Origin of the sequence: Gardnerella sp. Marseille-Q9691 (assembly GCF_046507715.1) — a bacterium.
Lineage (GTDB): Bacteria > Actinomycetota > Actinomycetes > Actinomycetales > Bifidobacteriaceae > Bifidobacterium > Bifidobacterium greenwoodii.
This window is the reverse complement of record NZ_JBKFXI010000001.1, coordinates 763,723-788,324: the sequence shown is the minus strand read 5'-3', so window position 1 is coordinate 788,324 and position 24,602 is coordinate 763,723. Positions and strand designations below refer to the sequence as shown.

Annotated in this window: 13 protein-coding genes; 12 read left to right on the top strand and 1 reads right to left on the bottom strand. The window is 44.8% G+C overall.

The features are described from left to right. The first annotated feature begins 120 nt into the window (after positions 1-120). The 11 genes from ACLD6A_RS03155 (at position 121) to ACLD6A_RS03105 (ending at position 20,593) form a co-directional block, all read left to right on the top strand. Positions 121-1,032, top strand: coding sequence for an ABC transporter ATP-binding protein (locus ACLD6A_RS03155; protein WP_375169311.1), 912 nt, complete (start codon positions 121-123; stop codon positions 1,030-1,032). A gap of 20 nt (positions 1,033-1,052) precedes the next feature. Next, positions 1,053-2,705 (top strand): hypothetical protein, encoded by a 1,653-nt coding sequence (locus ACLD6A_RS03150; RefSeq protein ID WP_375169312.1) that lies wholly within the window; start codon positions 1,053-1,055, stop codon positions 2,703-2,705. Positions 2,706-2,779: 74 nt separating this feature from the next. Next, complete coding sequence (locus ACLD6A_RS03145) at positions 2,780-4,507, top strand: D-alanyl-D-alanine carboxypeptidase (RefSeq protein ID WP_410313560.1); 1,728 nt, start codon at positions 2,780-2,782, stop codon at positions 4,505-4,507. A 55-nt stretch (positions 4,508-4,562) separates the two neighbouring features. Then, on the top strand, positions 4,563-5,681 hold the full coding sequence (gene tilS, locus ACLD6A_RS03140) for a tRNA lysidine(34) synthetase TilS (RefSeq protein WP_032841672.1): 1,119 nt from the start codon (positions 4,563-4,565) through the stop codon (positions 5,679-5,681). After that, a complete protein-coding gene (hpt, locus tag ACLD6A_RS03135) occupies positions 5,656-6,210 on the top strand; it encodes a hypoxanthine phosphoribosyltransferase (protein ID WP_004136780.1) in 555 nt (184 codons plus the stop codon). Before tilS ends, hpt begins: the two co-directional genes overlap by 26 nt. A gap of 90 nt (positions 6,211-6,300) precedes the next feature. Continuing rightward, complete coding sequence (gene ftsH, locus ACLD6A_RS03130; protein ID WP_410313559.1) at positions 6,301-8,442, top strand: ATP-dependent zinc metalloprotease FtsH; 2,142 nt, start codon at positions 6,301-6,303, stop codon at positions 8,440-8,442. Positions 8,443-8,684: 242 nt separating this feature from the next. Continuing rightward, positions 8,685-10,010 (top strand): dihydroneopterin aldolase, encoded by a 1,326-nt coding sequence (locus ACLD6A_RS03125; RefSeq protein WP_410313558.1) that lies wholly within the window; start codon positions 8,685-8,687, stop codon positions 10,008-10,010. Further along, entirely contained in the window at positions 10,010-10,516 is a 507-nt protein-coding gene (locus ACLD6A_RS03120; protein WP_004136785.1) for a DUF3180 domain-containing protein, read from the top strand. The genes ACLD6A_RS03125 and ACLD6A_RS03120 overlap by 1 nt, the downstream gene beginning before the upstream one ends. Positions 10,517-10,633: 117 nt before the next feature. Beyond that, on the top strand, positions 10,634-12,310 hold the full coding sequence (ettA, locus tag ACLD6A_RS03115; RefSeq protein ID WP_004136787.1) for an energy-dependent translational throttle protein EttA: 1,677 nt from the start codon (positions 10,634-10,636) through the stop codon (positions 12,308-12,310). Between the two features lie 336 nt (positions 12,311-12,646). After that, positions 12,647-18,616 carry a GA module gene (locus tag ACLD6A_RS03110; RefSeq protein WP_410313557.1) on the top strand — a complete coding sequence of 1,990 codons (5,970 nt, stop codon included), beginning with the start codon at positions 12,647-12,649 and terminating at the stop codon, positions 18,614-18,616. Between the two features lie 255 nt (positions 18,617-18,871). Next, positions 18,872-20,593 carry a DEAD/DEAH box helicase gene (locus ACLD6A_RS03105; RefSeq protein WP_410313556.1) on the top strand — a complete coding sequence of 574 codons (1,722 nt, stop codon included), beginning with the start codon at positions 18,872-18,874 and terminating at the stop codon, positions 20,591-20,593. 175 nt (positions 20,594-20,768) lie between these two features. Here ACLD6A_RS03105 and ACLD6A_RS03100 read toward each other — a convergent pair whose 3' ends face one another. Next, positions 20,769-21,191, bottom strand: coding sequence for a DUF3052 domain-containing protein (locus ACLD6A_RS03100; protein ID WP_004127651.1), 423 nt, complete (start codon positions 21,189-21,191; stop codon positions 20,769-20,771). Between the two features lie 966 nt (positions 21,192-22,157). On the opposite strand from ACLD6A_RS03100, the gene nrdD reads away from it, so the two are divergent. Then, positions 22,158-24,533 carry an anaerobic ribonucleoside-triphosphate reductase gene (nrdD, locus tag ACLD6A_RS03095; protein WP_410313618.1) on the top strand — a complete coding sequence of 792 codons (2,376 nt, stop codon included), beginning with the start codon at positions 22,158-22,160 and terminating at the stop codon, positions 24,531-24,533. The last annotated feature ends 69 nt before the right edge of the window (positions 24,534-24,602 follow it).

Below are 24,602 nucleotides of genomic sequence, written 5' to 3'. Positions count from 1 at the left end.
GCTGTGGCGCGATTGCGCAAAAATTGCGAGTGTGAGATAATAGAAGTCCTGGTGTAAACGTGCGATTGTGCAATTAATGTGGCGCAATGCGTGCGTTTATCTGTATCTTGCGAGGTTTCTATGGTAGATTCTGTTCCTTATGCAAATCCTGATGGCAGTGCTTCAGAAAGTGCTTCTGCTGGTAGCATTCCAGTTTTTGGCGCAAACACTTATTCGAGCGATGCGAGTGATAGTAGTGAAGAAGTTCCAGCGGTTTCTATTCGCGGATTTGTTAAGACTTTTGGCAAGAAAGTTGCTGTAGATAATCTTTCGTTGAGCATTCCAGCAGGATCCTTCTACGGATTAGTAGGCCCTAACGGTGCCGGCAAAACCACTACGATTAAGATGCTTACAGGCTTGCTTATGCCAGATGCTGGCTCGGCTTCGATTTTTGGCAACGATGTTTGGAGCGATGTAAATAGCGCTAAGCGCGCAATCGGTTTAATGCCTCAAGCAGACGAGATTTTTAAGACGATTACTGGCCTTCAGCTTTTAACTTACGCTGGCATGCTTCGCGATATGAGTCGCGCAGAATCCGTAAAGCGTGCAAACGACTTGCTTTCTGCTTTCGACTTAACAGAAGCTGCAAACACTATGGTTTCTGACTATTCAACTGGTATGACTAAGAAGATTTGCCTTGCAACAGCTATGATTCACAGTCCTCGTGTGCTTGTGCTCGATGAGCCTTTTGAGGCAGTGGACCCTGTTTCTAGCGCAAATTTGAAGGATATTCTAGCCGAGTATGTTTCTACTGGTGGAACGGTGATTATTTCTTCGCACGTTATGGAATTAGTCGAAAAAATGTGCTCGCACGTGGCAATTATTAACGAAGGTCATGTTGCAGCTGCTGGAACTCTTGAAGAGGTGGCTCAAGGCAAGAATCTTGAAGATCGCTTTATGGAGCTTGTTGGCGGACGTCACGCTGCTGCGCGCATTGACTGGCTTAACGGCGGCAATAGCGCAACACCAATCGCAAGTAATTACAACGCGTGAGCGAAAGGCGGTAAGTAATCATGTCTATGATTTTTACAATGGTTCGCCTTCGCTGGGCGCTTACTTTTTCTGTTATGCGAAAGTCGATTTGGCAAAAAATCGGCTTTGGCATAGCAATTGTTTTTGGACTTGCGCTTATATGCGCTCTTGGCTTTGCTGGCTGGGAAGCAGGAAAGTATCTTGATCCAGGCATGCTTCCAGATACTAAAAATTGGCAGGAATTCCAAGCTCTTCCAATAATGGTTGCGTCTATTGTGTCAATTTTTACGCTTTTTATAAACCTGTTTATGTTTGGAAGTGACACAACACTAAAGTCGCGTAGTTTTGCGCTTTACGGTATTCCTTACGTAAAGCAGCAAGCTGGTATGCTTCTTGGCTCTCTTTTTGGAGCGCTTTCTATAAGCAGCACAATCGCGCTTGTTTTGTGGTCTTTAGCGTACCGAAGCTTTGGAATTGTGCCAGTTTTAGTAAGCGTAATCGCGGCTCCGCTTTACGTTGCAACAATCGTGTCTTTAAGCAAAATGCTTATTGAACTTTTAGACACTATTTTAATAAACAAGCATTCAAGAAACATTTTTTACTTTGCTATTTTTATAGCGTACATGATTTTTGTTGCATCAGTGAACGGGCATGGTAGTTCACCAAATAAAATTTTGATCAGCTCAAGTTTGTGCTCTGTATCTGCTTTTACGCCATTAAGTGCAGCTATGGCTTTGCCGCTCGATGCTATTAATGGAAATTGGCTTGCCCTTGCTACTCGCTTCCTTATTTGCGTTGTAACCATTGCTGTTTGCTTTGCAATCTCTGTATTTTGTGCAAAATTAGAACCTAAGCTACTGCGCAGTGAACAAAAAACAGTTGTTAAAACTAAGGGAATTGGCTTATTTGCAGCAGTTCCAGACAACATAGTTGGTGCGATTATTGCGCGAATTATTAGCGTTATGAGAAGAGATATGCGCCAGCTATTTTTACTTCTGATGCCTCTTTTTATGCTGATAGTTCCAACTGCAAGTCTTACTGGTTCCATAGGCTTTAAGGGTTTGGCAGATGGTTTAGGCGTATCTGGCTGGCTTATGTATGCTGCTTTGATGATTGGCATGGTTGTTGGAAACAATATTGCTTACGATGGCACAGCTTTTACTATGCACGCGATTATTGGCGTAAAAGGCGTGAACGATCGATTAGCGCATTCAATAGTTTGGTCCGTGATTTGTGTTGTGTATTTTGTTCTTCTTGGAGTAGGATTTTACGTTTTCCTCTTCTTTGTAGCAAATATTCAACAAAGTGTAAATGCGTTTATGTTCCAGATTCTTTCACCAATCGGAGTAGCTTTTGCTTCCATAGGTATTGGCTCAGTTTCTTCGTGCATTGCAATGTACCCTGTGGCATCAATTGAAAAGCCATTTTCTAGGCCGCAAGGTTCTGCAGGCGCTAGATCCTTTGCGCCAATAGGTTTTACGCTTCTTGCTGCAGTATGCATGATTCCATCTATTGCTGCAGCTATGGCGTTTTTGGCTATTAACCCGAATCTTTTGTGGATTGCAAGCATTATGTTCATAGTGAACGGCGCAATTGTGCTGGTTGTTGGCGTAATTCTTGGTGGCAAAGTAATGGATAAGCGCATAATTCGCATTGTAGAAAACTTGCGCAGATTCGCCTCGATTACTGCGTAATTTACGCACGCTTTGTTGCAAGCGCAATGTATAGTTAAGCGCGGTATTTGCAATCGATTTAAAGGTGTGCTCGCATGGAAAGTAGTAAAGGCTCAAACGATGCCTTAAATACTCTTAATGCGAGTGCACCAAAATCGAGTGATTCTTTAGAACAAATCGATTCTAAAAAACCAAGCAAATACGCTGCTATGGTTTTAAGAAGCTGGTATCCATCTCGTTGGCGTTTTCTTATTGCAAGTTTGTCTGCAATACTTAGCCTTGTGATTATGGTTACTTATGTTTCGCTTGACGTATGCGATATTTTGCCAGGTCCGTTAACTTTGCGCTTGCAACACAAATCAACTGTTGTGTCTTCTCCGCGCGCTTTGCTTAGTGTTCCTTCTTTAGCAAAAGGTGCAACTTACGGAAAGCCTATTAATCGCGAGCAATCTCAGAAGCTTATTGACGCTTTAATTGCTGATCCTTCAATAAGTAATAATACTTCTGTAGTAATAATGGATGCTAATGGAAGTGTGATTGCTTCTCACGAAGCGAATACTCCTCGAGAACCTGCGTCAACTCTTAAAACCCTAACTGCAGCCGTTGCTTCAAGAACTTTGGATATGGGTTCAACTCTTGATACTCAAGTATTTTTGCTGCCTAAATCAGCTAAAGATTCTGAGCAATCTTCCGGCTCAAAGTCAGTCTCAAAGTCAGGCTCAAACTTACGTAAAATTGTGCTTCGCGGCAATGGTGATATGCTTCTTGGGGTTGGTGAAAACGACTGGTCTCACGTAAACGGTAGGGCTGGTTTAACAACTTTAGCTAAAAGAACTGCAGCCGCCTTAAAGCTCGATAATATTCACGAAGTTTCTCTTTCGCTTGATGATTCGCTTTTTGGCGCAAAGCGCGCTCCTGCTCTCGTTTACGAAACGGATACTGAGCGCCGTTTTTATGCCGAAACTTCGTCTATGGCTATTGACGATGCGCGTCAGCGTGATCTTCAAATTCTTGGTATTGATGCCGATGCAATAACAGATTTTCCGCTTTCGGATCCTCATCCTGCTTTAAGCGTAGGTCAAGTTTTTGCAAGGTTGCTTATTAAGCAAGGAATTGAAGTACGAAATTATTCAGATAAAACAGATAAAAAAGCGGAAAATTCTACTGAAAATTCCTCGAATAGTAGCAAAAATTCCGAAGATGAAAATAAGTCGGAAGATTCTCAAAATCCTGAAATTGAAGTAAGTGAAACACGCCCGCTAATATCCGAAAATTCGCGTCTTCTTGCGCAAGTTTCTTCAGCGCCTCTTAATGAAGTTATGTCTTATATGCTTCGACTTTCAGATAACACGTTGGCGGAAGAATTTGGCCGTTTAACTGCTATTGCGGCTCATAAAAGCAATTCTCCGAAAGGTGCGGTTCAAGCGGTAGAAGAAGGCTTGCGTAAGCTTAAAATCAGCACGCGCGGATTGAATATGTCTGATTGTTCGGGATTATCTCCAAAATCTCATGTTCTTGTTACAACTTTGGCAAAAGTTCAGGTGCTAAATATTAATGCAGATTCTGGGGGAGCTGCTTCTTCTGAAGGATTGTCCTTGCCGGGCTTAGTTGGCACTTCTCGAAAGCGTTTGGCGGATGAGTCCGCTGCAGGACTTTTGCGCGTAAAAACCGGTTCTTTAAGCGAAGTAAGTTCCATGTCTGGAAACGTATCTCGAAAAAGCGGTGGCGTTTTAACTTTCGCTGTTGTTGCAAATCAACCTTACGATTTTTGGGGAGCTTTTGTTGCGATTAACAAGTTCATGGCTCAGCTTCCAAACCTCTAATATTTAATATTTTTCTTGGTGATTTTCTGCTACTAATCGCGCTACACTAGACGATATGGTTTACTCGTCTTGTATGCGCGCAGGAATCGGCGCAATAAATCGTTGCTTCGACAAGCTTTCGCTTCAGAGCCAAGATTCGTGTTTTAATGAGCACGGCACGCATGAGACTGCACTCGATGCTCCTTTAGTTCTTGTTGCTTGCTCCGGAGGTAGGGATTCGCTTGCTCTTACAGCGCTTAGTTCTATTGTTTGCGCGTCTCGAGGGCTTCGTTGTGGCGTAGTAATTGTTGACCACCATATTCAGCCTAATTCAACACAAGTTGCCGGCGAGGCTGCTAAACGCTGTATTCAGGCTGGAATAAACGAAAAATACGTTTTTATTAAGTCTGTTCAAGTAAAAGATTCTGGCGAAGGTGAAGAATCTGCAGCAAGGTTTGCGCGCTACGAAGCTATTATTGAAGTCGCAAAAATTCATAAAGCAGCCGTAGTTCTACTAGCTCACACTGCTAACGATCAAGCAGAAACAGTGCTTATTGGATTAAAAGATTCTGCAGGATTAGAAGCAGTTGCTGGTATGAAAGCTGTAACTTTGCGCCAAAACGTGCGTTTTGCGCGTCCGCTTATTGAGCTTACTCGCAATCAAACTACTGGAATTTGCGAAGATTTGGGAATTTCTTGGTGGGATGATCCTACTAATGGAGACACGTCTGCACAAAATCTTGAACTTTGCGAAAATTACCCTTTGCGCTCTAGGATTAGACACACTCTTATGCCTTATATTTCTCGCTTTTTACAAGCAGATATGGTGACTATACTTTCCCGAGGCGCCGATTTTGCTCAAGATGATCTTGACTACATAAATTCTAAAGTCGACGAAGCTTATGAAACTATTTTGCAAGCTAACGAAAAATCTCAAGAAATAGTTTTGGATGCAAAAAAATTATCACAGTATCATCCTTCAATTCGCCGTCGTGTTATAGCAAGAGCTTTAACAGCGCTTTTACTGCGTTTTTCTTCAAGTCACATAAAAGCAATCGACGAACTTAGTGTAAATTGGCACGGACAAAAGCCTATTTCGTTACCTAATCATTATGAAGCGTTGCGGCACGCTCGTAATATCGTCATTCGTTTATGCCAAGATAGTGAACATGCAAGTTGCAGATATACGAGATGACATTGACTATGAATTAATCAGCCACGAAGACCTTATGAAGCGTATTCGTGAGGTTGCAAAGCAAGTGAGCGAAGATTACAAAAATCGTAATATTTTGCTCGTAGCAGTGCTTAAAGGCGCTGTTAATACGCTTGCTGTTTTTTCTCAAGAGCTGAGCGTTAATGCGCCAATGGACTTTATGAGTTTGTCAAGCTACGGCAGTGGTACTCAAACTAGCGGGCAGATTAAGGTTCGTGAAGATTTAAGTACGGATGTTCGCGGCAAAGATATTCTTATTGTTGAAGATATTGTTGATTCCGGTCGAACTCTTGATTGGTTGGTAAACGAGTTGAAGGGTCGCGGAGCTAACAGCGTTAAAGTTTTTGCGCTGCTAAGCAAACCAGCTCGCCGCGAAGTTGACGTTAAAATCGACTACACGGGATTTGAAATTCCGGATGCTTTCGTCGTCGGCTTTGGCATGGATTACGACGAACGTTACCGCAATCTCAATAGTATTGCAGTATTAAAGCCATCTGTTTATGGCAATTAAGCTTTGTGTATAGAGCTTACTTTATTCTTTATTCAAAATTCTTACCTGAATTTTTATAGAAATTAGGGAGTTTGAAAGGAGCCTTATTACATGGGCGCTTCTCCTATGACACCGCAAGGCCCAATGGGTGGTCCTGGGCGCGGAAATAACGGAAATAATCCGTTCTTAACCCCGCTAAATCCTAGGAATTCTCGAAATAACGGCCAGCGTAACAACAATAAAGGCAATAATGACGGCAATGACGGCAATGATGGCAACAATAAGTCTCGTCGCCCAATCTGGCAGTCTCCATGGACGTGGATTGTTCTGCTAGTACTTCTTGCTGTAGTCGGGTTCCAAATGTTTGCAAAAACAGGTTCGCAAACTATTGATACCCAAGACGGTATTGAATTATTGCGCTCGCATAAAGCAAACTATGCCGAAATTATTGATAACAAGCAGCTTGTGAAGCTTACTCTCGACAAAAAGTTTAGTAAGTATAATAAGCGAGATAAGCAGAAGCATGATTACGGCAAGGATGTGCAATTCTACTACACTATTGCTCAAGGTAAGTCGATTATTCAGGAAGTTGAAAAAGCTAAGCCGTCTAATGGTTGGACTGCAAACTTGCAATCTTCTGGAATTTTCTCCTATCTTGTTACTTCGCTTGTGCCTATTCTTTTCTTCCTTGGCATGATTTGGTTCATGTTTAGTCGCATTGGTGGTGCCGGCGGCGGAATGCTTGGAATGGGCGGCGGTCGCGGCCGCGGAAAGCTTGTTGAAGGTCAAACTCCTAAGACTAAGTTTGCAGATGTTGCTGGCGAGCAGGCTGCTGTTGAAGAGGTTGAGGAGATTAAGGACTTCTTAAAGGATCCTTCGCGCTACAAGGCTTTGGGTGCGCGTATTCCTCGAGGCGTTCTTCTTTACGGCCCTCCAGGAACTGGTAAAACATTGCTTGCGCGCGCTATTGCAGGCGAAGCTGGAGTGCCGTTCTACGCAATGGCAGGTTCTGACTTCGTGGAAATGTTCGTAGGCTTGGGTGCGTCTCGTGTTCGTGAGCTTTTTGACGAGGCTAAGAAGAATGCTCCTGCAATCATCTTTATTGATGAGATTGATGCTGTTGGTCGTCGTCGCGGAAGCGGCATGACTGGCGGCCACGATGAGCGTGAGCAGACACTTAATCAGCTGCTTGTGGAAATGGATGGCTTTGACAACGACACTAATTTGATTATTATTGCCGCAACTAACCGTCCGGATGTGCTCGATTCTGCACTTCTTCGCCCTGGCCGCTTTGACCGTCAGGTTGCTGTTGAAGCTCCTGATTTGGAAGGCCGCGAAGCAATTTTGAAGGTTCACGCAAAGGGTAAGCCTTTCGTTCCAGACGTTGATCTTCATATGGTTGCTGTGCGCACTCCTGGTTTTACAGGTGCAGATTTGGCTAACGTTCTTAACGAAGCTGCTTTGCTTTGTGCTCGCTCTGGCGCGCAATACATTGATAATCGCGCTATTGATGAGGCAATTGATCGCGTTCAGGCTGGCCCTCGCAGGAAGTCTAAGGGCATGGCTTTGGACGAGTTGCGTAATACCGCTTACCACGAGGGTGGTCACGCTTTGGTTGCTGCGGCTTTGCATAATACGGATCCTGTTACAAAGGTGACTATTTTGCCACGAGGCCACGCACTTGGCTACACGGCTGTTATGCCAACTACGGATCGTTATTCCCAGTCGCGAAACGAGCTTCTTGATCAAATGGCTTACGCTATGGGCGGTCGTACGGCTGAGGAAGTTGTGTTCCACGATCCAACAACCGGAGCTTCTAACGATATTGAAAAAGCTACGGCTATTGCTCGCAAGATGGTTGTGGAGTTTGGTTTCTCTGCAAAGCTTGGAGCAGTTAAGTGGATGGACGCGGACGATGACGCTTCCGGATCTCTTGACTCTTTGCAGCCACGCAAGTTCTCGAACCGCACGGCTGAAGTTATTGATGAGGAAGTTCATAAGCTTATTGAAACTGCTCATACTGAAGCGTGGGAGATTATTAACAATAATCGCGACGTTTTAGACGAGCTGGTTCGTCAGCTTCTTGAAAAAGAAACGCTTAACGAGAAGGAGCTTAAGGAAATCTTTAGTAAGATTCGCAAGGCTCCGGAGCGTACTCTTTGGCTTTCTAACGACCAGCGTCCGGATTCAGATATTCCGCCTGTGGAAATTCCGGAAAGTTTAAGACGAAATGTAGAAGGAAAATCTGAGTAAAATTAGGTATTTTCTTTTTGCATCTAGTAGAATGTAACAAAACGCTGGTTTGCGCAAACAAATTCGCAAACAAATTCGAAAACAAATTCGAAAACAAATTCGAAAACAAATTCGAAAACAAAAGCGCAAATCAAAAGTAAAACCAAAAAGTAAAAATCGAATATTAAAACTGAGAAAGCAGCACAACAGCAAGCGTAAATATTGCTATTGTGCGCTTTCTCGTATAGGCGGGGAGAAAAGCAGTGGAAGAAAATAGTTATAGCCTTATACGGCTTAACGGCGTGAGGCCTAATGTTAACGACATTGTTATTGGCTTGTATACGAACATTCGCATTGATGCTGTTCTAAAAGTTGATTTGAGCAGGGCGTTGGCTGGTAACGATACTCATGCAATTGATATTCCTCAATTGACAGATCGTCTTGCTTTTTCGTTAAGGCAGTGCGAGCACGATGATGAAATTGAAGATCATCCGTCAATCGCCTTGGAGCTTATGACTAATAAGGTTGCGGATTCTGTTATGCGCACATGGCAGGTTGTTGAAGCAGATGTTACTGTTCGCGCTTCTGTTCGCAGCAACTACTACGGTTTGCAAAGCGAAGTTGACGACGTTTCTGTTACTGTGCATCGTGTTGCTAAAAGAAAGTACGACATGTCTAACAGAGCAGTTCCCGAAAGTATTGCGCATGTTGCTGTTAGAAGCGGAAAAGTTGATATTGATGATTTAGAAGATAGTCCGAATGCAGACTACTTCCGTACGCTTATAGAACAGAACGAAGAAGAAAATAAGCGTATTGAAGATGCAGAAGCTGCTGCAGCGGCTCAAGCAGCTATAGATATTGCGAATGCTGCAGCTGAAGATTATATGGATAATTCTGCAGAAGATGACGCTTCTAATAAGTCTTGCAATGCTGAAGGCGAGGCTGTAAACGCTGACAACTCTTGTGAAAATACTTGTGACAATACTGGCGAAAATCTTGGCGAAAACCAATTAAATAATCCAGGAAACGAAATGGCTACGGACGAAGAAAGACACCGATTTTTCGACGTAGACCCGCTTCAAATGCGCACAACTTTGGTAATCTCAATGAGGGGTGTCGCCAATCATGCTACGCGTTCTGCTATGCTGAAAATAGTTGCACTTCTTGAGCAAGATGGAAAAACTCGCGTAGACGGCATATCTGCATTATATGTTGCGAATGCGCTTGATGCTGACTACTACACCTGCGTTTTCCTTCTTTCCTCAACTAGAGACGAGTATGAAATGTTGCGCTTAGTTCGTATTGTTTCTTGTTCAGATAAAGACAAAATAACTCTTCGCGTTCTAGGCTCTCGTTCATACGGAGCACCTGCTACGGAAACTGAATCAATAAATCCGGAAGGGCTGCCGCAAGAAATTGCGCAAATGGTAACAGTGGATCCTAAATCACCTGAACTTATGCCATGGATGCAAATTGAGTCGGACGCTGCTTTGGATCACAACCCGCTTTCGTATTCTTTAGCTCTTGCTTTAGATACTCAAACTGTTGGTATATACTCAGATCAATGGCTTTTAGGGGATGATTATTAATGAAAGCGTATCGCACACCTTGGTGGTATCTGGTATTAGGTCTGCTGTTTGGCTTTGTACTAGGCGCATTCCTTGTGTCGTCAACAGAGTCTAGTGCTATGTCTCTTGCCGGAGCTCCGTGGGTTGTTATATCAATTATGGTAGTTGCCGGTGTTGCAACATTTGTTATGGCTTTGCAAACTCACTTAAGTGTTAGTGAAAAAGCTAAGAAAAACAATAAGCATACAAGCCCGCAGTTTGCTGTTGCCGCTTTGATGTTGTCGAAGTCATTGGGAATGGCTGGATCTATTTTGGCTGGCTGGTATATAGGCCAGTTGCTAATGAGTTTGCCGCACAGTGAAATGGTATTTTATAATTCTGTTGTTGTGCGCGAGTGTTCTATTGCAGGATTCGTTTGCTTTGTAGATATGCTTGTTGGCATTTTGGGCGAATTTCTTTGTCAGTTGCCGCCGGAAGATGGTGCAGAGTCTACAAAAAAGTCTGACCGCACTCCGGCAACATGCTAGTTTTACGTGATGCTATTTAGTTTTACGTAATGCTGTTTAGTTTCGCTCAATAACTTATTGCTTTGCATAAAGCAGTAAACGCTGGAATTTCAACGTTTATAAGGATGGTATATTACTTTGGCTGAATTTATCTATCAGATGATTAAAGCGCGTAAGTCTTATGGAGATCGCGTAATTCTCGACGACGTTACTTTAAGCTTCCTTCCGGGCGCAAAAATTGGTGTTGTTGGCCCGAACGGCATGGGTAAGTCTACGCTGCTGAAAATTATGGCCGGCTTGGAAAATGTTACAAACGGCGAAGCTTCTTTGACTCCGGGCTATACGGTAGGTATTTTGCAGCAGGAGCCGCCGCTGGACGATACTAAGACAGTTGGCGAAAATATTAAGATGGCGTTTGGTGAGATTGCGCAAAAAGTAGCGCGCTTTAACCAAATCGGCGAAGAAATGGCCAATCCAGACGCTGATTTTGATGCGTTAATGGAAGAAATGGGCAAGTTGCAGACTGAAATTGATGCTGCAAACGGCTGGGATTTGGATTCGCAGCTTGAGCAGGCAATGGATGCTTTGCAATGCCCGGATCCGGATTCTCCTGTTTCTGTGTGCTCTGGTGGTGAGCGCAGGCGAGTGGCATTGTGCAAGCTTTTGCTTGAAGCTCCAGACTTGCTGCTTTTGGACGAGCCTACTAACCATTTGGATGCGGAATCTATTTTGTGGCTTGAACAGTTCTTGCACAAGTACGAGGGTGCTGTTATTGCTGTTACGCACGATCGCTACTTTATGGACAATGTTGCAGAGTGGATTTGCGAAGTTGACCGCGGCCAGCTTTACCCATACAAGGGCAACTATTCCACGTACTTGGAAACCAAAGCCAAGCGTATGGAAATTCAGGGCGCTAAGGATGCCAAGCTTGCTAAGCGTTTGAAGAACGAACTTGACTGGGTGCGTAGTTCGCCGAAGGCTCGCCAAGCAAAGAACAAGGCTCGTTTGGAACGCTACGATCAAATGGAGCAGGAAGCACGCAATTCTAAGAAGCTTGACTTTTCCGAAATTCAGATTCCAGCAGGCCCACGCTTGGGTTCTCAAGTTTTGGAAGCGAAGCATATTCACAAGGCTTTTGGCGACCGCGTACTAATCGACGACTTGTCGTTTACCTTACCGCGTAACGGTATTGTTGGCGTGATTGGTCCGAACGGTGTTGGTAAGTCTACGCTGTTTAAGACGATTGTGGGCTTGGAGCCGCTTTCCGGCGGCGAGCTTATTGTTGGCGATACGGTGAAGATTTCTTACGTTGACCAGAATCGCGCTGGCTTGGATCCAAACAAGAACTTGTGGGAAGCTGTTTCGGGAGGCCTTGATTATATTGAGGTTGCAGGAGTTGAAATTCCTACGCGCGCGTACGTTGCAAGCTTTGGTTTTAAGGGTTCGGATCAGCAGAAGCTTACGGGAGTGCTTTCCGGCGGTGAGCGTAACCGTTTGAACTTGGCTTTAACTCTTAAGCAGGGTGGAAACTTGCTTCTTCTCGATGAGCCTACTAACGATTTGGACGTTGAGACTTTGGAAAGCTTGGAAAATGCTCTGATTGAGTTCCCAGGCTGTGCTGTTGTGGTTTCGCACGATCGCTGGTTCCTTGACCGAGTTGCTACGCATATTCTTGCGTGGGAAGGCGACGACGAGAATCCTGCAAAATGGTACTGGTTCGAAGGTAACTTCCAAGCGTACGAAGAGAACAAGATTGCGCGCTTGGGTGAGGAAGCTGCTCGTCCGCATCGTTTGCACAGGAAGCTTACGCGCTAGTTATAGGTAGTTTAGTTTTGCGCGCTTGCTTGCTTTTGCGAGCTTGCGCGCTGATTTGTTGATTTGCTGATTTGTTGATTTGCGCATAAAGTGACGAAAGTCACAAAATTGTAATACTTGAAATGTATAAAATTTTGAGTATTATACACACTGTACTATTTTCAACCGCAGTATTAAGTCATTTGGCTTATATCAAAAGTTATAAACCATGTTATAACTGTTATAGCCAAAGCATTTATGCTGCGGTTGAAGACTATTGTTATAAACGCTAATTTTTCTATTGCTGCCGAAATACGCATTAAGCAGCGATAGTCGAATAAACGGAGTGAAGAAAAAATGAAGAAGATTAATGAAGCAAATAATTTTTCTGCTTTAGTAAAGTCTGCTCAAAATGCTAAGTATGCACCTATTTCTAAGAGCGTGTGCGCAGCTATGCTTGCAGGTGCTATGGTGCTCGGGGGGGGGGTATTCGTTTCTACTCCTGCATACGCTGACGGTTATGTAGACGGCACTGGAAACAACATTTATTACGGTTATAAAACAGACGCAAGCTATAGCGAAGCTCGTTTCCACATTGAGGTGGATTATTACGATACTCTTCAGCATGCCAAGGATGGCAAGGATACTGGTAAGGACCCGCTTGGCAAGTTTGTTCGAGTTCATTATCTTTCTAATTGCAACCAAAAAGATGGCACAGCTGACGACTGGCGATTCCGCCCAATGTGGTGGTATGGCGTTCCAAAGGGCTTGCAGAACGTTCAGGATATTACTTATACGCGCGTTGAAAAACTGACAAAAGAGGGGGAAAAGCAACCGTTTACTCCAGTTGGTTCTTCGCAGTTTAAGTTTACAAATAATAAAGGATACGGCCAGGTTTCGCAGAAGACCTACAATAAGCCGGAAGACTGGAATAATATTTCCAACTTCTACTTTAAGGATAGTAAAGTGCTCGCCAGCAAGGGCTGGAAGCAGCTGCTTGGCCTTGATGATAAGGGGAACAAGGGGTACGACAAAGTCGGTAATACTGAAAAGCAGTGGGACGCTTATAAGAATGACACCGCTGGATTGCAAGGCATTTTTGTAGACTGGGAGTCTGCAGGTACGCGTTATTATGACATGACTTACGTCGCCGAAATGACGGATGATGCGTGGGAAAAGCGCGATGAGCATCCGCTTCGTTTTGTGGCTGGCGTTTATCGTTTTGCTGGTAACTGGCATTATGCGGCTGGTCAAAAGCACAATACGCCAAAGATTGCGGATCATTTGACGCTTAAGTATCCTGCTGTGACACTTGTTAAGAATCTTAAGAAGCTTAACGATGGCGAAAAGGGTAAAGTTAAGCAGGCTATTGAGGATGCAAACCGCGGTGAAGCTGGTGCTCAAACTCTGTTTGATAAATTAATTAAAGACGATCAAGATGGTATTGTTATAAATGATAACGGTTCTGCCACTATTACCTTTAAGGACAAGACGACTCGCACGATTCCTGCAAGCATTCTTGTTGCAAAAGGTGAATCCGATAGCGATAAGTACAAGCCAAAGATGCCTGATCGCATACCAGTGGTGAAGCCGAGTGCGTTGACAAAAGATGACAAAGAAGCAGTTCTTAAGGCGTTCAAGAAAGCTAACGAAAATAATACAGATTTTAACAGTCATCTTGCTGATTCCGATGGAATTAAGTTTGATGATAAGGGCGAAAACCTTGTTGTGACTTACAAAGATGGCTCTAAGGCTACTATTCCTGCCTCTGAACTCGTGTATCAGGGAGCAACTATCGCCGATTGGGCGCCATATGTTGTGCCGGACACCATTGAGGTTGATGACCTTAAGAAGCTTAAGCAAGACGAAATAAACAATATTATCAAGGCTTTTGATGATGCCAACAAGGGCATTACTCCTTATGATGAGTCAAAGGAAAAGAACAGCAACCAAGCACCTGTAACGGTTTCTGAGACTGGCGACGTAACTATCACCTGGAAAGATGGCTCTACAACAGTTATTGACGCATGGCAGTTCCTTAAGGAAAAGAAGAATCAAACTCAAGAACCTCCTGCTCAAGAGGCCGAAAAAGAGTTCATTGTTGAAGCTAAATCTACGAATACACCTGTTAGTTTTGATCCTTTCAAGACAAGTATGAGCGAGATTCAGCAGCAAAACAATGCAAATAAACTTAACGCATTAAAGAGTCAATTGAAGAGTTATGTTAAGGACTCTAAGACTAAAAATAAAATAAATGCAGATGATATAACTATTGAATATAGTGTTGATAATAGTGGTGTTGGTCAAGTTACTTTTAGTGTAAAAGGGTACACATCTAAGAAAACTTATCCAATGGGCATGTTCTTTGTAAAACAGCCAAATCAGCATCCAAATCAGCAAACTACTACAGTTGGTCCAGATTCCGCTGGACACGTATTTATTATAAAAAAGTATCCAATAGCTGGCGAAACACCAACCGATGCCGAAAAGAAGGGTGCGCTTAAGCAATTTATTGAAACAAACTGGAGTAATGCTACCGTTGACGGAAACTCCGATAGCTACACAGGTGGTGGAAATTGGATTCCAAAGCAGGGTACAAGCGGTATTGGTACTGCAGCAAAAGATGGCTCTGGAATTACTACAATCAGCGTAAATGCTAGCGGTGATATTGTTGTTAAGAACAATAGAGGTAAAGAGTATTCAATCAATCATGACAGTCTGTATGACAAGAATTCTGTTTCAAAAGATACGACAATTGCTGATTTGAAGAAGCAGGCTTTGGCTTTGTGGAATCAAAAGATTAGTGATGGATTGAAGAACAGAGACTTCAAGAAGGCTGGTATTGAGAATCCAACTAAGTACCCTGGTGAAATCAATAATATAAATGAGAATGAGACTGATGTTTCTCAACGTGAAACAATAATTAAGAATCTTCGTGGTATCATACAAAAGCTTATTGATTCAAAAAAGTTAAATCACGTCTTCAATACGCCTTCTGTAGAGGTTGATAATCCAGACAGCCTGACTAATGATAACCTCAAAGCTGCAATAAAGGCATTCCTTGAGGCAAATTACGATAACGCAAGCGATGTGAATGTAACTTCAACATCTGATTTCGCTTTGCCTACAAACCTTACGCCAAAGCAAGGCACTGTGTACATGGAGGTTGGCGCTGACGGCGTCACCAAGATTAAGAGCGCAAGCAAGGATGGAATCGTTGTAGTTGACGGCGATGGCACTACCACGTTTACGGTTAAGCCTACTTACACGAAGAAAGCCGCGCCAGAGCCTGCTCCAAAGCCAGGCGAGAAGAGCAAGCTGGATAAGATGAAGGAAAAGGCGAAGGAAGCGATTGAGCGCAATCCAAACCTTACGCCTGCGGATAAAGAGAAGTTCAAGAAGCAAGTTGACGATGCTCATGATGCAAACGGCGTCAACACGGCTTTGAATAACGCCAATGAGCAGGCCAAGAAGAATAAGAACAACACTTCTGATCCTGCTATTCAGCGACAAATTAACAACAACAAGCAAGGCACTACTGCTCAGCAGCAAGCTGATGACGATAAAAAGAAAAAGGATAAGGAAGAGCGCGACAAGAAGCAAAAACAACAGCTTCAAACTGACAAGACCAACGCTGAGAATACCATCAATAACATGCCTAACCTCTCTGAGGAAGATAAGAGTAAGCTAAAGGCTGAGCTTAACGGTGATAGTACACAAGCACATCCAGAAGGTGCTAAAACTCCTGAAGCTGTAAAGAAGATTCTCGAGAAGGCCAAGGCTATTAATGATGCCAAGGGTGCATTGCAAAATGACATCACCAAGGGCGCGCTTCCATTCCTTGATCACGGTAAGGGTGGAGATGCTGATAAAACAGATCCAGACCATGCCGATGATGCTGCTCTTAACGAGTTACTCGGCACAAAGTCAGGTAAGGATGCAACTCTCACTGCTTTGGATAACGCGTTGAAGGCAGACAATGCTACAGCTGATAGTATCAACACGGCTCTTAACGCAGCCAAGCGCCAGAACGAAATCAATGAGGCTAACGCCAAGGCTGCAGCTAATGCCAAGCTTGATGCGCTTTTGCAGAAGCTCACAGATGCTGAAAATGGCTTGACTGCAGAGCAGAAGAATGCTGTTAAAGATAAGGTTGAAGCGGCCAAGAATGCAATCACCACAGCTCAAGGAACAGTCAAGGGTGCTAAGAAGCCATCCGAAATCAAGTCTGCTCTTGATGGTGTGAAGATTGATGATGCGCTTAAAGACATCAACACTCAAGTGAGCAACGCGCAGAAGAATAATGTTAAGGATCCAAGTCAAACACAAAATGGACAACTTGACGAGGAAAAGAAAAAGCAGATTGAACGCATCAACAAAAGTGATCTTCCAGAAGCCGAAAAGCAGAAGGCTATTAAGGACATCAAGGCTGCAACTAAGTCTGGCGACCCGACTGCTATCGCTAATCGTTATTTGAAAGCCAAGAAGATTGAAGATGCTCTAAAGAAGATTGATGAATTTAAGCATTTAAACAAGGCTCAAAAGGATGCTTTCAAGGCGATCATCAATGGCACTGATGCTGGTAATCACACCAATGATGACGGTACAACTTCTGACGACATCGACGACGCGCTTGCCAATGCTACTGCAACCGATACCGCAATGGCTCGCCTTGAGAAGCTGAAAAAGACAGCTGATGATTTCGCTAAGGGCGACAAGTATAAGGGTCTGCAAGACGGCGATGACAAAAAGAAAGCGTTTAATACCGCCTCCACAGCCGCTGGTGCCGTGCTTGCTAAGGAAACTGGCGATGCCAAGACGGCAGATCAGGTTAATGAGCTGTACAAGGATCTTCTTAATGCAATGCAGGCGATTGATACGAACGCGAAGGGCGCTGGTGTTAATACCGATGCTCTTAAGAATGAGATTGACTCCGACAATAAGTTGAAGCCAAATACAACTTCTGATCCTAAGACTCCAGGCGATTCGCTTTATACCACCGCTTCTCAGGATAAGAAGGCTGCGTTTGATACGGCGTTGACTGAGGCTCAAACTGCCTTTAACAATGCCAAGAATGCTGACGTGTCTACTGCTGATAAGGAAGCAGAAGCGCAGAAGAAGATTGACGAAGCTCTTGACAAGCTTATTAGGGCTCGCCTTGCTTTGGATGGTGTTAACACCAAGCCGTTGCAAGATGAGATTGGTAAGGAAAACGATGTTAAGAGCAATGTGAAGTACACCAATGCTGATACTGATAAGAAGCAGGCGTACGATAAGGCTCTTAAGGATGCTCAGGATCTTATTAAGAATTTGACTACTACTACCGCTGGCGGTGCTGCGCCTCAGTACGGTAATATCACATTGGATTCTAAGGAGAATAAGCAGAAGGCTTTGGATGAGGCTTTGAAGGCTTTGCAGAAGGCTTATAACGAGCTAAACGGCGTAGCTCCAGCCCCAACCCCAGCCCCAACTCCTGCTGCTGTTGATAAGACTGCTTTGGCTGCTGAGATTGCTTTGGATAGTAATATTGGCCGTCGCATGTCTTACATTGTTTCGCCTTCGGATAAGCAGCTCGCGTATGATAGGGCGCTTTCTAAGGCTCGCGCAGTGTATGCTGACCCGTCTGCCACGCAGGATGATGTTAATGCTGCTCTTGAGGCTTTGCGTGCTGCGGCTCGAGCTTTGAGTGGTTATGGTTCTGTTGATAATGATGTGAACCCGCTTCCAACTCCAAGCCCAGTCCCTGGTGGCTCTGGCTTTGGTGTGAACGATAACGCGCCTACTACTGTGGATAAAGGCGAGTTGAACATTCAGATTGATAGTGCTGAAGCTGATTCTCAGCCTGGTAATGCTGGCAACGGTAACGCTGGTGCTGGTAACGCAAACGCTGGTGCTGGTGCAAACTCTGGTAATGCTTCCAACGCCAATAATGCTAATGCTGCCAATTCTGCTGCTGTGAACGCTGCGGTTGAAAATTCGCCGGCTGTGAAGCAGGCTGATGCTCAAGTTTCTAAGGCTCAGGCGGCTTTGGATGCTGCTTTGGCTGAGGCTAAGAAGGTTGCGGCTGATCCTAATGCAACTCAGGCTCAGGTTGATGCTGCGGCTCAGAAGCTTTCTGCTGCTCGTAAGGCTTTGGCATCTGCTAAGGCTCATGCGGCTGAGGTTCGTGCTTCTGTGCGTGCTCAGGTGTTGAAGAGTGGTGTTTCTAAGCTGAGTAAAACTGGTAGCAACGTGTCTGTGATTGGCTTGCTTGCTACGGTTGCTGCTGCTGGTGCTGCGTTCTTCGTGAGGAAGCGTCGTGGTACTTCTCGTCGTAGCAACAACTAGGCGAGAGGCTGTAAAGCCTGCAAAGCTTTAGAAAGCTTACGAAAATCGCGCGAATTTCGTAAGCTGACGTGAGTTTAGCAAGCTTACTTAATCGCATAAGTAAAAATAAAGCCCCGCCTGTGATTCTTCACGGTGGGGCTTTTTGCTGCTTACCCTTTTTTGAAACATTTGCCGTGATTGTGCGGCGCGTGTGCTAGGCTCAGTTAGTTCACGGTTTGAAATTTATTTGAATCACATTTTTTACGAAAGGCTATTGTGCCGCATACTCATAATGCTGCGTCTCGTCAAAAGCGAGGCGCGAAGAATAATCATCACGAATTTAATGCGCGTAGAGAGCGCAATCGTAAGGCAGAAAAGGCTCGTGAAAAGGCGCGCCAGAAAGCTTTGCGCTACGAGGAGACTGCAATTCGCGAGGCTGAGCAGGATTTCGCTAATAAAGAAAATAGTAAAAAAGATTTTGCTAAAAAAGGTTTCGCTAAGAAAGATTTCACTAAAAAAGAAAATAATAAAAAAGATTTCGCTAAAAACAATAAATCTTCTCAAAATTCAGTAATTATTCCGGATTCCGCAATCGAATCGCGCGAAAATTACAGCGACGACGTAACTTTTACGCAGCTTGGCGTGCCAGATCCTCTTGTAGAAGTCTTGCGCGCAGATGGCAAAACCACAGCCTTCCCAATCCAGCAGGCCACGCTTCCGGATTCTTTGCAAGGCGCGAATATTCTAGGCCGCGGTCGCACAGGAAGCGGCAAAACCTTAGCATTTTCGATTCCGTTGGTTTCGCGATTGGCAGAAAATTTCGTTGATTTAATCAACCACGGAAAAAATAGTCGTAAAAACGAAAGTGGCGATATTCCAGCTCCTCGCGCAATGATTTTGGCGCCAACGCGCGAACTTGTGCATCAAATTGACGATGTAATCGCTCCTCTTGCAGCGGCTTACGGCATGCGCACAGTGACAGTGTATGGCGGAGTTAGATACCAGCGTCAGGTATCGCAGCTTAAGAAGGGCGCGCAAATCGTGCTCGCTTGCCCGGGTCGTTTGGAAGATTTGATTCGGCAGGGCGCGTTGACTCTTGAAAAAGTGATGGTTAGCGTGCTTGACGAGGCTGATGAAATGGCTGATATGGGCTTTTTGCCGGCTGTTACGCGACTTCTTGAGCAGGTGGATCCTAACGGTCAGCGCATGCTGTTTTCTGCCACGCTAGACAAGCAAGTTTCAACTCTTGTAAATCGATTCCTTCCTAACGCTGTAATTCATGCAGTTGACGATGCTGATTCGCAAGTTGACACTATGACTCACCACATTTTTGCTGTGTCTTCGGGAGATAAGTACGAGGTTTTGCGCAAGCTTGCTTCCGGATGCAAGCGTTCCATATTCTTTACGCGCACGAAGTATCAGGCGAAGAATATGGCGAAAAAGTTCGTGCAGCAGGGCATTCCTGCGGTTGATTTGCAAGGTAATTTGTCGCAAAATCAGCGAGATAGGCATTTGGCTGTATTCTCGGAAGGCTTAGTGCGTGTGCTGGTTGCGACGGACGTTGCGGCGCGAGGCATTGATATTAGTGACGTTGCGTTGGTTGTGCAAACTGAACCGCCGGAAGACCCGAAGTCGTTCTTGCATCGTTCGGGCCGTACCGCTCGTGCAGGCGAGGAAGGCGATGTTGTTACTCTTGTGCTGCCTAATCAGAAGCGCGCGGCGCACACTATGCTTCGTCGAGCCGGAATTAACGCTAAGGCTGAAGACGTAAATCCTGCATCGCCTGTTTTAGATGAGATTGTGGGAGATGCGGCTGAGCTTCAGGAAGGCTGGAGCATGCCGGAGCCTGAGCAGCAGAAGCGCAAAGGTCGCGGGCGAGGGCGCGGACACGGTGGAAGAGGTCGAGATCGTGGCAATCGCGGCGAGCGCGGCAATCGTGAAGGAAGAGATCGCGGGCACGGAAATCGTGAAGGAAGAGAACGGGCGGCGAGGAAGTAGCTACATTTGCCGGTAATTTTCCGGCAAATGTTTCATAAAAGCATGAAAGTGACAATTACTTTATGTGCTTGTATAAAAAATAACGCAATCTCGCCAAATATCGACAATTGCCCTACGTGAGTGTAAAGAAACTGTCGTCGCTTTACTTGCCGACTGTAGACTGCTTACTGCTTGCTTACTTGCTTTGACCTTTGCCGAAGGCGCGCAACTGAATTCCGTTCCAATCTGCGCTTACAGTTAAAGGCGTTGCGGCGTTCATTCCTGCCGTCTTTGCTGCAGATTGCACGGTGCTAGAACTTGGGGAACCTTCGCGACCAGGCTTAGGTGTTAGAACCCACATAGGAGCGTCGTCGTCAAGCATATTTGTGGCATCCATAATGGTGTCCGCAAGCTCGTCTTCATCGTCGCCGTCACGCCACCAAATAATTACGCCATCAACAGCAGCATCGTAATCTTCGTCTACCAATTCTTCGCCGGTAAGCTGTTCGATACTTTCGCAAATTGTTTCGTCAACATCGTCGTCCCAAAGCCATTGTTGCACAATGTCTCCTGGTTGGAATCCGAATTCCTGTGCATGCTGAAAAGCTATCTGTTCCACGTGACTCAATATATCAAAGCGTCACGAAGTGCGCGCCCATAACGGCGTGTATTATATTTGTGCCTATTTTTGTTAATTAGAGAACACTAGCATTCATGCTGCCGCACACACCACACCAGGCACTCATACCTACGCACCCACTCACAGCTTAATTGCGATACTTTAGTGTATGAATATTCGTGTGGTGAGATTTGAGATTTTTCGCACTGAGAAAACGATAAAGTAGTTAGCTGCACCAACCCGCAGCTTAATTATACTAATTTAGTTGCACTTAGTAAACCACGCACTTTCGTAACAAACTTAACGAGTCTATGAGTTTTGTGTTTACGGTTAGTGTGTTGAGAGGCTGGAAAAATTGTGTTCAGCAATAAAAGAGGACTGAGGAAGCAACATTGTTAAAAGATAGGCGAACGCAGCAAAATACTTTAACAGTTAAAGCGACGAAGGACGGGGCTTGCGCAAACACAAATTTTCCAGCCTCGTCAAAACCAAAAAACTAAATCAGTTACAAAACTCATAGACGATACTAAAGAATATCGAAAAGAAAATCGCGAGGAGAGAAATCCTCCAAAACTCGCGCAATGTCAAGCAGGGACGCACTCAAACACAAATTTTCTAGCCTCATCAAAACCAAAAAACTAAATCAGTTACAAAACTCATAGACGATACTCAAGAACGTCTAAAACAAAAAATCAACACTAAATAAACTTAACACGCCAGCAATCAAGCCTACCTCATCCTCGACACGCCTCAAAAATCGCGAATGTGAAATAAATCACTATATATAGTTTGTTATCTTTGCGTTTTTCCCTAGATATTGGGCATGAGTTGAGTTATAGTAGAGCAAGTCGTTGCGAAAATAATGCTTTTCGCAACGAGAGAACAGTTAGAAGAACAGTGTTATGAGAAAGGTCTGTACCGATGCAGGTTTTGGAAGAAACTGACGCCAAGAGCGCAGCAATTAGCATGGATGATGACTTAGCTGCAGCTCCAGTTTCCCGCGTGCAGGTCGAAAAGCGCGATGGTCGCGTAGTTGATTTCGATTCGATGAATATCATTATGGCTGTTAAGGCTGCTTTTAAGGACTTAGGTAAGGAAGTCGGTCCTCAGGAAGAGCAGATGATTCGCGGTATTTCGGATCGTATTGAGGCTGAAATTCAAGATCGTTACAATGGTCCAGCAAAAATTGAGGATATTCAGACCTTGGTTGAGCACGGACTTATTGAAAATCATCTTTACGAGGTTGCGCGCTGCTACACGAGCTACCGTTTGAACCGAGATATTGATCGTGCAAAGGCTACAGATATTAACGAAGCTGTTAATCGCCTTGTAAATCGTGACGAAACGCTTGTGCGCGAAAATGCAAATAAGGATTCCAACGTTTACGCCACTCAGCGTGATCTTCTTGCAGGCGCTGTTTCTAAGGCTTCTGCCTTCTCTATGCTTCCTCACGCGGTTTCTAACGCGCATATGAAGGGTGATATTCACTTCCACGACGCTGATTATTCGCCATTTACTTGCATGAGCAACTGCTCGCTTCCTGATTTTGGCGATATGCTTGCTAAGGGATTTGCGCTTGGTAACGCAATGATGGATAGTCCAAAGTCTATTGGCACTGCTGCAACTCAGGTTACGCAGATTATTAAGGATATTGCTGGCGCGCAATACGGTGGTCAGACTGTTAATCGCGCTGACGAAATGCTTGAGCCTTACGCTAAGTGCGATTATGAGAAGAACTTGGCAATGGCCCACGCTATGATTCCAGATTCTACGCCGATTGAAGTTGCGAAGGATATGATTGACGGTTTGAAGGCTCAGGAGCCTAAGAATCTTCACTGCTCAGACAGAGATCCGCTTCCTGCTGACACTCCTTTTGATGAGAAATTGAGTGAGCTTGATCAGCTTCGCGAAGTTTATGCAAAGATTATGACGCGTAAAGCTATTTACGACGCTATGCAAACTATGGAATATCAAATTAATTCCAACCGCGTTTCTAACGGTCAGACTCCGTTCGTAACTGTTGGCTTTGGCTTGGGTACTTCTTGGTTTGCTCGCGAAATTCAGCGCGCTATTTTGCTGAATCGTATTCGCGGCCTCGGCAAGGATCGTCATACTGCTATCTTCCCTAAGCTTGTGTTTACTATTAAGCACGGTGTAAACGCCGACGCAGGTGACCCGAACTACGATTTGAAGCAGCTGGCTCTTGAGTGCTCTACTAAGCGCATGTATCCAGATGTTGTGTTCTACGAGAACATTGTTAAGATTACCGGCTCCTTCAAGGCTCCTATGGGTTGCCGCTCCTTCCTTCAGGGCTGGATTGATCCAAAGACTGGTAAGGATGTTGAAGACGGCCGCATGAATCTTGGCGTTGTAACGGTTAACATGCCGCGTATTGCTCTTGAATCTCACGGCGATGTGACTCGCTTCTGGAAGCTTTTTGACGAGCGTATGGAAGTTGCTCACCAGGCTTTGCGATTCCGCATTATGCGTTGCAAGCAGGCAACTCCTGTGAACGCTCCAACTCTGTTCCGCTACGGTGCTTTTGGTCGTTTGGAAGCTAACGAGAGTGTTGATCAGCTGTTCCGTAATGAGCGTGCTACGGTTTCGCTTGGTTACATTGGCTTGTATGAGACTACGGCAGTGTTCTTCGGCAAGGATTGGATGAAGGATCACAGCTGGAATGAGGATGGCAAGCAGTTTGCGCTTTCTTTGGTTCGCCGCATGAATAAGCTTTGCCAGCAGTGGTCGAAGGCGGAAGGCTACCACTATTCCGTTTACTCAACTCCTGCAGAGTCTTTGACTGACCGCTTTAACCGCATGGATCGTCAGAAGTTCGGCCGCATTGAAGGCGTTACCGATCACGACTTCTACACTAATTCCTTCCATTATCCGGTTTGGTTGCAGCCAACTCCTATGGAGAAGCTTAGCTACGAGGTTGACTTCCCGTATCTTGCTTCCGGCGGCTTTATTAACTACTGCGAGTTCCCATGCTTGCAAGCAAATCCTAAGGCTTTGGAAGCTGTTTGGGATTACGCTTATAAGATTGGCATTGGCTACTTGGGTACGAATACGCCTATTGATCACTGCTTCGTTTGCGGATTCCAGGGCGATTTTGAGCCAACGAAGGAAGGCTTCCGCTGCCCAGAGTGCGGCAATAGTGACCCAGATAAGTGCAATGTTACTAAGCGTACTTGCGGCTACTTGGGCAATCCTGTTCAGCGCCCAATGGTTCATGGTCGTCACGAGGAGATTGCGCACCGCGTAAAGCACATGTCTGGCGAAACTGGTCACGTGACGCTGGATAATGGCGAATCTCGTGAATGGTACGAGGAGACTAAGTAGCGCGTAAAGTCGCGTAAAGTCGCATCAAGTCGCGTAAAATATAATAAAATATCATAAAATAAAGTAAAA

What these genes read in the sequence shown, in the direction of transcription:
- hpt (WP_004136780.1), top strand. Translation starts at nt 5,656, where the DNA reads ATGCAAGTTGCAGATATACGAGATGACATTGACTATGAATTAATCAGC.
- ACLD6A_RS03145 (WP_410313560.1), top strand. Translation starts at nt 2,780, where the DNA reads ATGGAAAGTAGTAAAGGCTCAAACGATGCCTTAAATACTCTTAATGCG.
- ftsH (WP_410313559.1), top strand. Translation starts at nt 6,301, where the DNA reads ATGGGCGCTTCTCCTATGACACCGCAAGGCCCAATGGGTGGTCCTGGG.
- ACLD6A_RS03110 (WP_410313557.1), top strand. Translation starts at nt 12,647, where the DNA reads ATGAAGAAGATTAATGAAGCAAATAATTTTTCTGCTTTAGTAAAGTCT.
- ACLD6A_RS03120 (WP_004136785.1), top strand. Translation starts at nt 10,010, where the DNA reads ATGAAAGCGTATCGCACACCTTGGTGGTATCTGGTATTAGGTCTGCTG.
- nrdD (WP_410313618.1), top strand. Translation starts at nt 22,158, where the DNA reads ATGGATGATGACTTAGCTGCAGCTCCAGTTTCCCGCGTGCAGGTCGAA.
- ACLD6A_RS03150 (WP_375169312.1), top strand. Translation starts at nt 1,053, where the DNA reads ATGTCTATGATTTTTACAATGGTTCGCCTTCGCTGGGCGCTTACTTTT.
- ACLD6A_RS03155 (WP_375169311.1), top strand. Translation starts at nt 121, where the DNA reads ATGGTAGATTCTGTTCCTTATGCAAATCCTGATGGCAGTGCTTCAGAA.
- tilS (WP_032841672.1), top strand. Translation starts at nt 4,563, where the DNA reads ATGGTTTACTCGTCTTGTATGCGCGCAGGAATCGGCGCAATAAATCGT.